We start from the raw sequence: 11855 nt of genomic DNA on the forward strand, positions 1-11855 counted from the left end.
TGTACTGAGGGATGATGCTTATGTCCACGGACGCGCCATTGGCGCGCGGGCGATCAATGAGTTTCGAAATGCGGTGGATAGAGTTCTCCCGGATCTTGGCGATCATGCCGAGTGTCTTTCGCTTGTGCGACGCTTGCGGTCCCCACCTCGGATAGACGGAGCCGCGTCAGATCATGTTTCTCGGGCTGAAAGTCCATCAGCCGCCTCTCAGATAATCCATGGTTCTGCTGGATGAGGTGTAGCAAGGCACGTGCCAATCATTGCTCTTTCGCGATTGCGTTCCCGCTCGGATCAGCACCCGCTCGACATATTCCGCGTGAAGCTCGTTTCGGCTGCAAATTTGGCTTCCGTTGATATTGGCAAAGATGGGCAGGCAGTGTCCGGGAGGCGGCACCGGGCTAGCGCAGGTGCTCGGGCAGTTGCGGCTCTTGACCGATCAAGTCCGCAAAGAAACGATCGCAATCGTGGTCATCGAGGGCCGCATTAAGGCCCTCGAGCGCGTCCGCGATCAGCCGCGCTTCGTCGTCATCCAAGAGCCGCACCGCGGTATCGATATGGACAAGCACGTTGGCACCGACCGGCGGCTCGGAGAGCAGCATGACTGAGACGCGCCGCTGTTTATTGGCATATTCGCACAGCGCCGACATGCCGTCGGTCTCAATAATCGTCATTGGCAAGCCAAGGCACATGGTAATCCGCGAGCCGCTAGATCGGCCGCGTCCTCCTCTCATACTTTGCATGGTCGATATCGTTCGCGAGCAGAAGCTCCGACTCCGGTAGCGGCGCGGTCCGCAGTTTTGCCGGAGAACCCCATTGCGCCAGCAGTTCGCAAGCCAGTTCAATCGCAGGCGCAATCTGAGTGCGCACCGGAGCGGTCAGCGGCCCGCCCCAATCCTCCAGATCAAGTGGCTGACAGCCGATTAGAGCGAGCTCTCGCGGACAGCAGCCAAGCAGGTCGGCCGCACTTAAGACCTCCTGGAAACCGGTCTGATGCAGGCTCACCTTCTTGGCGCCGGTGAATTTCGGCACCTCCTCGTCTCGCACGAGCTTCAAGTGCCCGGGCGCGAGTCCATAATCGATGGCATCGAACGCGATCAGGCTATCGGCCTCCTCGAGAAAATTGACGAGGTAGAGTCCCTGCGTGCCGCCGTCCAGCATGGTTACATGGTCAGGGACGGCGTAGCGGCGGTGGAACTGCTCCACCACCCGCACGCCGAACCCCTCATCGGCCCACAGGATATTGCCGATGCCAAGCACCAGGATCCGTTTCGTGTTCTTCGGAGTTGGCATCTGCATCGTCAATCAATCGCGGAAATCGCGCTCGCCAGAAATGATCGAGGAGACGATGCTCTGGCGCGACACGATGTCTTCGCGAACCGCCGTATAGATGTGGATGAGCGCAAACGTCACGATCATCCACAGGCCGAGATGATGCCAGGTGTGGACGTCCTGGCTGTTCGGCCAAATCGAAAACACCCAGCCGAACAGCTTGTACTGCCAGCTATCGTTGCCGGTTCCCTGCGCATACAGTGCAAAGCCGGTGACGATCATGAACGCGATCGCCTGCGTAAACATGAAGAACATCGCGAGCTGGGCCAGCGGATTGTGCCCGACATATTTCTTCGGCTCGACCGCAACGAAAGCGTACCAGCGAATCTCGTGCCACACCTCGCGCCAATAGCTCTTGCGCCAGAACGGCACGTAGAAAATCTGCTTAGCATGGGGGTTGCCCATGAACGCCCAGTAAATGCGCGAGAGGAAGCCGAGCGTGAGCACATAGCCTGCGAAGAAATGCGCAAAACGGATATAGCCGAACAGGAAATTGGCGCTTGTCTCTCCCGGCATGGTCGGTATCGCACTGTCGATGAAATAACCGGTGAGGCCTAACACCAGGATTGCCGCGGCGTTGATCCAATGCCACAGCCGCACCGGCGCCTCGTAGACGTAGACGACGCCACGCTCGGCGCTGCGGCCGGAGCGTACCGCGTCGGCCGCGACAGCGGCGGTTAGCGCTTGCGGAGATTTGTCCAACAATGCCCCCTCCCCTAGCGGACCTTGACCGTTGCCATTTCCTGGGCATCCGGGCCCATCACATGGGTCGAGCAGGCCAGGCATGGATCAAAGGAATGGATCGTGCGCAGGATTTCCAGCGGCTTCTCCGGATCAGCGATCGGCGTATCCATTAGCGAGGCCTCAAATGCACCGATATTGCCCTTTGGATCACGCGGCGAGCCGTTCCATGTCGTCGGCACCACGCATTGGTAGTTGTCGATCTTGGTGTCCTTTATCTTGATCCAGTGCCCGAGCGCACCACGCGGCGCCTCGGTGAAACCGTAGCCCTTGGCTTCCTTCGGCCAGCTCTCCGGCTTCCATTTATCGACGTTGGCGGTAGCGGTGTCGCCCGCTTTGATATGCGCCATAAGCTTGTCCTGGAAATAGCGCATCTGGTGCGCGGCCCATTGGCATTCGAGCGCACGCGCCGCAGTGCGGCCGAGCGTCGAGAAGAGTGCAGCGAAGGGTAGATCGAGTGTCTTCAGCAGCTTCTCGGCCGGTTCCTTGAACTCCGCTTTGCCTTGCGCGTGACCTATGATGTATCGCGCCAGCGGTCCCACCTCGACGGCGTTGCCGCGCCAGCGAGGCGCCTTGATCCAGGAATATTTGCCGCCTTCGTCGAGCTCCTTGATGTGGGTCCTGGTGCCCTTGACGTTGGGCCCCAGCTGGAAATTCGGCTCGGTGATACCACCCCAGGGATGCAGCCCCCTGGTTTCATCGGGATATTTGTACCAGGAATGGGCGACGAACTCCTGGATCTGATCGGGATCGCCGTGATCGATCGGCAGGACTTCGCTGAAATTGCCATTGAGGATCACGCCGCGTGGCTGCTTGAGGTTTTTTGCGGAATAATCATTGGCGTTCTCGGGAATGTCGCCATAGGACATTATGCTCTTACCCGAGAGACCGCCGCCATAGAGCCAGTCTTTGTAGAAGGAGCCAATCACGGCAACGTCGGGCAGATAAACCTGCTCGACGAATTCGATCGAACGGTCAATGATCGAGGATACCAGGTTCAGTCGCTCCATATTGATGGCGCCCACTGCACCGGTACCATCGACATTGATGGCACAGGCCACGCCACCAACCAGCCAATTCGGATGCGGGTTCTTGCCGCCATAGATGGCGTGGATCTTGACGACGTCCTTCTGGAAGTCTAGCGCTTCCAGATAATGCGCCAAGGCCATCAGGTTCGCTTCCGGCGGAAGCTTGTAGGCCGGATGCCCCCAATAGGCATTCTTAAACGGGCCGAGCTGCCCTGATTCAACGAACTTGGTGAGCCTGATCTGCAGATGCTTGAAATAGCCTGGCGACGATAGCGGCCAGGACGAGACCGATTGCGCCAACGCAGAGGTCGCCTTGGGATCGGCCTTGAGGGCGGAAATCACGTCGACCCAATCCAGCGCGTGCAGGTGATAGAAGTGCACAAGATGATCGTGCACCTGCAGGCAGAGCTGCATGATATTGCGGATCGAATTAGCATTCTCTGGAATGGTGATGCCCAGCGCGTTCTCCACCGCGCGCACCGAGGTGAGCGCATGTGCGCCGGTGCAGACGCCGCAAATCCGCTCGGTGAACGCCCAGGCATCGCGAGGATCGCGTCCACGCAGGATCGTCTCGATGCCGCGCCACATAGTTCCGGATGAGACCGCGTTGCGGATCACATTGTCGGAATCGAGATTGACCTCGACGCGGAGGTGGCCTTCGACCCGGGTCAGCGGATCGACGACAATGCGTTTGCCGGAATTGTCGAGCTTGAACCCATTGGGTGTCTGGGCGCCCATCGTTGTCCTTCCCTGAATTAATTATTTTTCCTGGACTATGCGGCCCGGTTTACGGGTCAGCCGCTTCGCGGCAGTGACCGCCGCGTGGGCGGCAACGGCTAGGCCGACCGCGCCAGCAGCGGCCATGCCGATCTGATCGGCGTTGGCCTCGATGCCGAATTGCTTGATGGTCGTCAGTCGATCGTAAAACGAGCCCTTGTCCCAAAAGCCATCTTCGGAGCAGCCGAAGCAGCCGTGGCCGGATTGGATCGGGAAGGAAACGCCGCCGTTCCACCGAACGGCCGAGCAGGCGTTGTAGGTGGTCGGTCCCTTGCAGCCCATCTTGTAGAGGCAATAGCCCTTGCGCGCGGACTCGTCGTCCCACCCCTCGACAAACTGGCCGGCGTCGAAATGGGGACGCCGATAGCACTTGTCGTGGATGCGCTGGGAATAGAACATCTTTGGACGCCCTTGGCGGTCGAGCTCGGGAAGCTTTCCGAACGTGGTGATGAAGGTCACCAAGGCTGTCATGACCTCTGCGATGGGCGGGCAGCCGGGCACCTTGATGATCGGTTTGTTCGTGATCACTTTATCGATCGGCGTCGCCTGAGTCGGGTTGGGCTTGGCCGCCTGCACGCAACCCCAGGACGCACAAGTACCCCAAGCAATGATCGCCATGGAATCTTCCGCCATCGCCCTGAGCTTTTCGACGAACGGTTTGCCGCCATCAATGCAGAACATGCCGCCTTCGTTCAGCGGCGGATTGCCTTCAACGGCAAGCACATACTGGTCCTTGTACTTGGCGCGGGTCTCCTCGAGGATGGCTTCGGCCTGGTGTCCTGCCGCCGCCATGATTGGGGCGTCATAATCCAGCGAGATCATCGACAGCACCACGTCTTTGACCAGCGGATGGGCCGAGCGGATAAAGCTTTCCGAACAACAGGTGCATTCGAGCCCGTGCATCCAGATCACGGGCACACGCGGCTTTGTCTCCAGCGCGTTGGCAATCTGGCTTGCCGCGAGCGGACCGAGCCCGAGGCTCGTTGCCGTCAAACTGCAGAATTTGTGGAAACTGCGACGCGTGATACCCTGACGTCTGATGACGCCGTAAAACGTTTCCGTTGTCCCGCCCATAAACTCTTCCACGAGATCTGTTATCGACGACTTGCTGACGCTCGGGTAGCAAGAAGCAGGCCAACACCACACGTGAAACGCTTGAGAGATACCAAGCCGTTTCCAGACTCGAAGCGCAAGGGCGATGAGAGCCGGGGAAACGGAACGCATTCAATCAGAAAGCGGCAAGTAAGCTGCCGGCTATGGCTCGGTGACTTTGCGATCAATCCACCGTACACATCACGCAGGGCCGAACGAACACGCGATATTCTGGTCGCAGCGTCTGCATGACCAAGCCTTTGTTCGACACTCTGATAGCTAAACATCACCTCGATGCGGGCATCGCCACGTCTTTACTTGTCGAGCTCACCTTCCGCGTTTCCGCGACGCCGCACTTCTCTTGGTCGTTGCGCGTCGAAATCCAGTGCCTCCACCTCCTTCAGCTTTTCACGAAGCTGGTCCCTCAGGACTAGACTGGATTATCCACGTCACAATGTCGTCTATCATGTGAGGTGGGTCATCCCGGCCGGTGAGCCGCTTATCGTAGAAGATCACTGCATATCCGTGCAATATCCCTTCCTTGCGGCGAACGTAGCCAGCCGTCTCATGAAGCCTGAGTCCCTACTTGGATCTTTGTCGTGTCGAGAATTATGCGCTTGAATCCGAGAGCCCCGGCTCGCGATTCCAATTCACGAAGAATCTTCCCGAGCCCTCGTCGTTGAAAGGCGGGATCGACCCGCATCCGCTTCAGCGCTGCGACATCGCCGTCAACAGGTTTCAATCCTCCATGGCAAAGAGTCGGGAACCAATATGCGCAACCACGAAGTCTCCGCCTGACGCGATGTATACTTCTCCGATGTATACTTCGCCAATGTTGCGTAAATCATCCTCCCACGTTCCTTCCGGGCCACGCACACCAACATTCTCCGATGCGCTTCTATGCATATGCCATACATCATCAGTATCCCCAGACTCAAACCTACGAAAGATCACCTCGTCATGGAGACATCGAACATCACCCTTCGACCGGTGTCGGACGCCGCACGTCTGGCGCATACCGTCAGCTTACGGACGCGCCGCCGTTAATAGCCGCTGTGAAAGAACAACCTCAATACTTTCCGACGCCTCAACTCCGATAATTGGACGACCCGGTTCAACCGTATGTTTTAAAGCAGTAATACGGTGCATCCGGGTAAACTGATCCAGCGCATAAACACAAGACGCGCGCAGCTTTCCGATTCCATTGCCATGGCGTTCCATGACGGGCGAAATGGTTGCAGACCTGGGAAAGTCCGCTTTCCCTTCTAGCCAAGTTGGCGTGAGCTCCGCGCTTCTATTGTCCGGCGACAACCAGCGGAACACCTCGTGTATGAATCCCTGCGGATAGTATTCGGACAGCCGATATACATCCCTATAAAATTGCGGCTTCTGTTGGAAGAGTTCTTCACCGACCAGTAGCACCGAGACCGCCACGATGCGGGCAGAGAACCGACCGCTCGGGCCAAGCCTGTTCTTGTAAGGTTTTTTTCCGTAAAACACACGAAATTGGCCAAATAGGTCAGGCGACATATGTTCATAAAAGCGCGTCAGAACATAATTTGCTGACTCAAGGTGCTCCAAGCATACCGCAAGACATTCACGAGCGTCCGCGCCAGCCGCGTCACGCAATTCAAGTAGAGCGTCGATTGCTAGCTGTAGCTCGCTCTCGATGAGTTGGTGACCCAAGCAAAAATCTCGCTCTTCGACCCCAGCCGCGCCGAGGCAATATACGCGTGGATCGCTCTGCACCGGGTTCGCAAGAATCATATCTTCATACGAGAGGACCTCAATGCTAGGCTGCCGATGACAACTTAAGCGAGCAAGACGGCTCAGCTCCTCTCCCACCGTCAACTCCGCTTCCACGGGATGAAGACCGGCAAACGCTGACATCTGATAAGCACAGTTGACGAGATAGTGGATGTCTGTCTTAGCGATCGAGAAGTCGGGCTGCGGCAGATTCAGCAGCTGTACCTCATAGTCAGTCGATGCAATCATCGCGTTGATGCTGCGTCCAAGAGCCTTGACCCCTTCATCTGGCGTTTACTGCCTTTGATCTCGGCAATGGAGTGCGGAAGCTGATCTACGACAAAATTGCTGACAAGCCCAAGCGGGCGTTTTCGCTGCCCGCGATCAATGCTATCGGTCAGATGAGAAAATATCTGCTTCGCCCGATAGGGCGGCGGCTCCGGAGTGGAAAAGGATAAACTAGCGACCATAGGCGAGCGCGCCCCGATTTCATCGAAAGACAGCCTGCATTTCTGCACTTGACCCGTATCTTGCGGCCGGCAAGTAGTCGTGTTTTTCGAGCAGATCGGTTCGCTTGTCTGTTATCATGCTATCGTTGTACGCGACCCGCTCAAGCACATTGTCGGAGAAAAATAGCAGCGATACTGCGCCCGAGTTGCATTCGCCTCCCACTACTCGGCCCAGATCAGATCGCACGTCGCGATGCGCCCGGCGAGACGCACGGGATGACTGCAGATTGTCGAGGACAGGCAGGTGTCGCGGCCACCGCGAATATTTTCGTGCGTTGCGAAACCTGACGGCACTCAGTGCGGCGTCTCTAGCGCTGATTTGGATCAATCGAGTAAGTTTCATTTACCTCCTGCGCCAATGACTGGGAGAGCGGCATGATCGCGCGGATCCTTTACCGTGTCCCAGCAATCGACGTGCCACCAAGCACGTTGTGCGAGCCTTGCTTGAAGAGTGAAAACCATGTGCTTCGCGCCGCGGCGACAGAATACTTGCGCCTCAGCGTCGGTTTCCGGACATATGCGTCTTCAACCGGACACGCCGAACACGACAACACGGAGCATCGAATGGCGATGGTCGTCTCTCGACGAGCTCAGTTGCCCCATTTCGTGGCCGAGCGGGAAGTCAGCCTGGGAGAAGCGACGCTGCTACACATCGCACCAGCTTATGGTTATTCTCGCTGTTGGCCCGATCATACCAGCCAGTGGTATCGTAATAGGTCGCCGGCGGTCGAGCCGTTAAGCCTGCAAAGCATCCCATCCGCGGGCGGCCGATGTCGATTCCAGAACAGAGGCCGATGGCAAGCGAGCATCCGAAGCTTAGAACTACTCTCAGGATGCGATCATGAGCTGTCCTCCTCCGCGGACAGCGTAGCTTCCGCGTTCTCCTGAACATGGCGTCGGGATCGGGCACCAGCGGCGTCGGCATGGTCGAGTAGACGATCGCCACGCTCGCAACGAGTTGCACTTCAGCGCCGGCGTCCCTCGCCGTCGCGTTAACGAGAGAAGGCACGAGCGCGGTCATGAGAAACTGGCCTGACGCGAGGCAACAACGCACCTTCCATGCACGGCGGCGGCGCCGGGAGGTGTTGAGATACGCATTTTGCTCCGGCTGTGATATCAGTCCTTGGTCGCGGTAGAGCCTCCGCGGGCGAATGTTCAAGATGTTTCTCGCATTGATAAGCATCTCGGAGATATGGGGATGGAAGGGGAAGCCATTCTTTGGTTGGTCCGGCATGCGGTCGTCGATTCTATCGAAGGAACGATCTCCCCTTCGGGCGCTCCGGCCGATCTCAGCGATCGGGCGCATTTGGAGGCCGTGCGAAGGCGCTTGCCGCAGGACGCCGCAAGCTATGCGAGTCCGTCTCAACGAACTCTCGATACTGCGCGCGCATTCCAGCTTGATCCAATCCTGGTGCCTGAGTTTCGGGAGCAGGAATTCGGGGATTGGACCGGCCGACGTCACGACGATCTCGCCGCTCTCGGAGAAGAAGGGTACGCCGAGTTCTGGAAGGATCCCGCTCGTTCAAGCCCACCCGGCGGCGAGAGCTTCGAAGATCAAATTGCGAGGGTTCGGGATGGACTTCGTAAAATAGCTGCTGGTCCAGCAACGCTCGTCGTGCATTCCGGCACTATTCGCGCCGCGCTCTGCATAGCCCTCGACATCGCACCGCAAGCAGCGTTGCGCTTCGTAATCGATCCTCTGTCGATCACCCGAATTGATCGGCTACGGAATGATTGGCGGATTGTGTCGGTCAATCAGAATGTCGCGTTATGAGCGATTCGGAACGCTGGCTTGCGTGAAGGTCGCCATGCCGTTGTGCAGAGCGCATGCAAGCCGCAGGATCGGCAATGCAAGCGCGGCGCCCGACCCCTCCCCTAACCTGAGGTCCAGATTGAACAACGGCTGCACATTCAGCGCCTCAAGAACCAGGCGGTGCCCCTGCTCGGCCGATTGATGTGAGGATAAGAGAAAGGGCCGACACGACGGATTAAGATGCACCGCCGTCAATGCCGCGACGGACACGATGAAACCGTCGATCAGGGTCGGGAGGCGACGCTGTGCGGCGGCGATGATCGCGCCCGTAATCGCGGCAGTTTCGAGACCGCCTACCGCGCACAGGATCCGCTCGGCAGAAGTTCCTGGTCTTGTAAGGTCATGACGAGCTAACGCTGCATCAATCAGGCGCGCCTTGCGCGCTCGGCCGTCTGCATCGATCCCGGTGCCATTGCCGGCCACCTGCTCGGCGCCCACGCCAAGTAGGGCGGCGGCGACTGCCGCAGAAGTCGTGGTGTTGCCAATCCCCATGTCACCAAGGATTAGAAGATCTGGCTCTGCTGAGGCCGCGCGCGCGACGGCGCGCTTGCCGCAGTCGAAGGCGAAGGCGACCTCCCCCAACTCGAGCGCCGCTTCCCTGCTGAAATCCCGGCTGCCCCGGCGCGGCTTGTCTGTCGCGACTCCCGGGATGGGCTGCTCGGCGAGCGTCCCGGCGTCGACGATCTCCAGACTTAAGCTCAGTTCGCGCGCGAGAACCGAAATTGCTGCACCGCCTGACGCGAAATTCGACATCATCGCGCTCGTAACTTCCTGAGGATAGGCCGATACTCCCTGGGCGGCGATGCCGTGATCCCCTGCAAAGACGATGATCGGCACGCGCTCGGCTCGAGGCCGGTCGGTTTGTTGCAGACCGGCCAGCTCGATCGCGAGGTGCTCGAGGCGACCCAGCGCACCGGTCGGCTTGGTGAGCTCGGCCTGACGGGCCAGGGCAACATCGCGATGGACGGTCGAAACGCCCGGGCACTCCTGGTAGACCCACTCGGGTAGCATGTCGTCCTGCCTTGGTGATTGTTCAAGGTGCAGCGGCCTTCGCACAAGTGCTACTACACGCGCTTGAGGATGTAGCTATCCATGATCCAGCCGTTCCTGGCGCGTGCTTCCTGTCGTGCGGCGACGATGCCTGGCCCCACTTCTGCAAGCGCACCTGACATGGTGATCTGCTCGGGCATCCCGAGATAGGCGCCCCACCAGATATGTAGTCCGTTCGGGTCGAGCGACTGGAACGCGGCACCGCCATCGAGCATGACGACCACGGTGTCGGTGCCGGAGGGCCAACCGACCTCGCGCAGCCGCCGTCCGGTGGTGACGAGAAAGAGCTCCCCGATGTCGTTCAGCGGCAGTGAATGCACGGCGCAAAGTGCCTGGATCGACGTGACGCCTGGCACGACCTCGATCGTTGGCAACGGATCAAGCCTTCGTGCGATCCGCAGGCTCGAGTCGTATAGCGAAGGATCGCCCCAGATCAGCAGGGCAACGCGCCCGTCATGACCGATATGCGCCGCAATTGCCCGGGACCAGGTCAGGGCGACGGCGTCGTGCCATTCCTCCACTCCCTTGCGGTAGTGCTCCTGCGCGGTGTCGCGAACGGGCAGGTCGAACTCAGCAACGCGCGTGTGGCTGTTCGTCAAGGCTTGCGCACAAATGAGCCGGCGCAGGTCGGCGAGATCGGACTTCGCGGCACCTTTGCGCGGAATCAGCACCAGGTCAGCCGCATTGATCGCGCGGATCGCAGCAAGCGTGAGCTGCTCGGGATCGCCGCAGCCAATGCCTATCAGGGAGAGTGTCAGCATCACGTTATGAGTGGGGGCGGCCGCGCTTGCGACCGCCCTTACGCCATCTTCAGGCTGCGTTGTGAAGGCGATAGGTAACAAGACCATCGGCCGTCACACCTCGCAGTGATTTCGCCAGTGCCAGCACGGCCAGATCGGCCAGCGACTCAAATACTACGACGAGCGCGTAGGAAGCGGCGAAAGACGCGATGGAGGCGAGGTTCTCGGCCGCAAAGCCCGCACCATACAGCGCCCAGAAGGCGACCCACGCCACGATGCCGGATTGATAGGCGGTCGAAAGCGCAAGCGCCTGGCGATACTGCAGGTCAACATAGGCGGTGTTGCGAGGAATGATCCACCCGGCCAGCGCCTGGATCGCAAACAAAGGCACCAGCAGCGTGGTCACGTTCATACCATATTGCGGCAGGTCGGTCGGTACGAAGAACAGCCCCTGCAGCAGAAGACCAAGCGCCAGCCCGAACGCGGCTGGCGCTGCACCGAACAGGAGAAACAGCGTCGAGCCGAGAATGAAATGCACCTCCGAGACCCCGATCCGGAAATGCGGCAGGAGTTCGAAGAACGAGAAGACCAGAGCCGTTGTTGCGACGGTGCGCACCGCGAATGAAACAATCCCCTGCTCGCGCACGGTTTCGACCGTGAGCTTGAGAGCGCAGCCGGCGGCAACGGCACCGGTCGCGTAACTCAGCACGAGCTTGGCGCCCGTAACGATACCTGGTTCAATATGCATGACTTACGTCCCTTCTGCCGTCACACCCGACGGCGCTGGTGATAAAAAACTACAGGGCCGGTCTCCTGGCTCGCGGTTCGAAACGGATCCCGGCCTTCCCAAGCTTGACGGCCCAGTGGCGGTTCGGAGCCCATCACCGCTTACAGGCGCGGGGGCGGCCGCGGCTTTGGGCGCCGCATTCAGGTCCGCCCTTCCCCGTTCCCGATTATGCTCCGGCGCTTTGCGCCGCTTCGAGCACCATGCCTGCTCTGTGTGCTCCTTCCGACGAGGAGACGTCAAGGG

The 11855-nt window shown here is 59.3% G+C and carries 12 protein-coding genes and 1 riboswitch; of the genes, 2 read left to right on the forward strand and 10 right to left on the reverse strand.

The genetic code is table 11. The features are described from left to right. Positions 1-398: 398 nt before the first annotated feature. The 5 genes from LMTR13_RS27030 to LMTR13_RS27050 are packed head-to-tail and all read right to left on the reverse strand — an operon-like array spanning position 399 to position 4949. A complete protein-coding gene (locus LMTR13_RS27030) occupies positions 399-689 on the reverse strand; it encodes a HypC/HybG/HupF family hydrogenase formation chaperone (protein WP_065730432.1) in 291 nt (96 codons plus the stop codon). A 16-nt stretch (positions 690-705) separates the two neighbouring features. Further along, positions 706-1290, reverse strand: coding sequence for a HyaD/HybD family hydrogenase maturation endopeptidase (locus LMTR13_RS27035; protein ID WP_065733005.1), 585 nt, complete (start codon positions 1288-1290; stop codon positions 706-708). A 12-nt stretch (positions 1291-1302) separates the two neighbouring features. After that, positions 1303-2034 carry a Ni/Fe-hydrogenase, b-type cytochrome subunit gene (gene cybH, locus LMTR13_RS27040; protein ID WP_065730433.1) on the reverse strand — a complete coding sequence of 244 codons (732 nt, stop codon included), beginning with the start codon at positions 2032-2034 and terminating at the stop codon, positions 1303-1305. 11 nt (positions 2035-2045) lie between these two features. Further along, positions 2046-3836: a nickel-dependent hydrogenase large subunit gene (locus LMTR13_RS27045; RefSeq protein WP_065730434.1), complete on the reverse strand. Its 1791-nt coding sequence runs from the start codon at positions 3834-3836 to the stop codon at positions 2046-2048. A 21-nt stretch (positions 3837-3857) separates the two neighbouring features. Next, positions 3858-4949 carry a hydrogenase small subunit gene (locus tag LMTR13_RS27050; protein WP_065730435.1) on the reverse strand — a complete coding sequence of 364 codons (1092 nt, stop codon included), beginning with the start codon at positions 4947-4949 and terminating at the stop codon, positions 3858-3860. 266 nt (positions 4950-5215) lie between these two features. Between LMTR13_RS27050 and LMTR13_RS41980 the strand changes: the two genes are divergently transcribed. After that, the gene (locus LMTR13_RS41980) at positions 5216-5401 is read left to right on the forward strand and encodes a hypothetical protein (protein WP_065730436.1); all 186 of its coding nucleotides are present in this window, start codon (positions 5216-5218) and stop codon (positions 5399-5401) included. A gap of 131 nt (positions 5402-5532) precedes the next feature. On the opposite strand, the gene LMTR13_RS42965 is transcribed toward LMTR13_RS41980, so the two are convergent. Then, positions 5533-5670, reverse strand: coding sequence for a GNAT family N-acetyltransferase (locus LMTR13_RS42965; protein WP_236843504.1), 138 nt, complete (start codon positions 5668-5670; stop codon positions 5533-5535). 323 nt (positions 5671-5993) lie between these two features. Further along, positions 5994-6962, reverse strand: a complete 969-nt coding sequence (locus tag LMTR13_RS27060; protein WP_065730437.1) for a hypothetical protein — start codon at positions 6960-6962, stop codon at positions 5994-5996. Positions 6963-8420: 1458 nt separating this feature from the next. Between LMTR13_RS27060 and LMTR13_RS27065 the strand changes: the two genes are divergently transcribed. Next, positions 8421-8996 (forward strand): histidine phosphatase family protein, encoded by a 576-nt coding sequence (locus LMTR13_RS27065; protein WP_065733006.1) that lies wholly within the window; start codon positions 8421-8423, stop codon positions 8994-8996. Here LMTR13_RS27065 and cobT read toward each other — a convergent pair. The 3 genes from cobT to LMTR13_RS27080 are packed head-to-tail and all read right to left on the reverse strand — an operon-like array spanning position 8991 to position 11573. Next, the gene (gene cobT / locus LMTR13_RS27070) at positions 8991-10046 is read right to left on the reverse strand and encodes a nicotinate-nucleotide--dimethylbenzimidazole phosphoribosyltransferase (RefSeq protein WP_065730438.1); all 1056 of its coding nucleotides are present in this window, start codon (positions 10044-10046) and stop codon (positions 8991-8993) included. The two genes, LMTR13_RS27065 and cobT, sit on opposite strands and share 6 nt — an antisense overlap. Positions 10047-10099: 53 nt before the next feature. Continuing rightward, the gene (cobF, locus tag LMTR13_RS27075) at positions 10100-10846 is read right to left on the reverse strand and encodes a precorrin-6A synthase (deacetylating) (RefSeq protein WP_065730439.1); all 747 of its coding nucleotides are present in this window, start codon (positions 10844-10846) and stop codon (positions 10100-10102) included. Positions 10847-10895: 49 nt separating this feature from the next. After that, a complete protein-coding gene (locus LMTR13_RS27080) occupies positions 10896-11573 on the reverse strand; it encodes an energy-coupling factor ABC transporter permease (protein ID WP_065730440.1) in 678 nt (225 codons plus the stop codon). Positions 11574-11611: 38 nt separating this feature from the next. Further along, positions 11612-11830, reverse strand: a riboswitch (cobalamin riboswitch). Positions 11831-11855: the final 25 nt, after the last annotated feature.

The organism is Bradyrhizobium icense, assembly GCF_001693385.1.
Classification (GTDB): Bacteria; Pseudomonadota; Alphaproteobacteria; order Rhizobiales; family Xanthobacteraceae; genus Bradyrhizobium; species Bradyrhizobium icense.

Coding starts and splice junctions, on each gene's coding strand:
- LMTR13_RS27045 (WP_065730434.1), bottom strand. CDS start 3,836: ATGGGCGCCCAGACACCCAATGGGTTCAAGCTCGACAATTCCGGCAAA.
- LMTR13_RS27050 (WP_065730435.1), bottom strand. CDS start 4,949: ATGGGCGGGACAACGGAAACGTTTTACGGCGTCATCAGACGTCAGGGT.
- LMTR13_RS42965 (WP_236843504.1), bottom strand. CDS start 5,670: ATGCGGGTCGATCCCGCCTTTCAACGACGAGGGCTCGGGAAGATTCTT.
- LMTR13_RS27080 (WP_065730440.1), bottom strand. CDS start 11,573: ATGCATATTGAACCAGGTATCGTTACGGGCGCCAAGCTCGTGCTGAGT.
- LMTR13_RS27035 (WP_065733005.1), bottom strand. CDS start 1,290: ATGCCAACTCCGAAGAACACGAAACGGATCCTGGTGCTTGGCATCGGC.
- cobF (WP_065730439.1), bottom strand. CDS start 10,846: ATGCTGACACTCTCCCTGATAGGCATTGGCTGCGGCGATCCCGAGCAG.
- LMTR13_RS27065 (WP_065733006.1), top strand. CDS start 8,421: ATGGAAGGGGAAGCCATTCTTTGGTTGGTCCGGCATGCGGTCGTCGAT.
- cobT (WP_065730438.1), bottom strand. CDS start 10,046: ATGCTACCCGAGTGGGTCTACCAGGAGTGCCCGGGCGTTTCGACCGTC.
- LMTR13_RS41980 (WP_065730436.1), top strand. CDS start 5,216: ATGACCAAGCCTTTGTTCGACACTCTGATAGCTAAACATCACCTCGAT.
- LMTR13_RS27060 (WP_065730437.1), bottom strand. CDS start 6,962: ATGATTGCATCGACTGACTATGAGGTACAGCTGCTGAATCTGCCGCAG.
- LMTR13_RS27030 (WP_065730432.1), bottom strand. CDS start 689: ATGTGCCTTGGCTTGCCAATGACGATTATTGAGACCGACGGCATGTCG.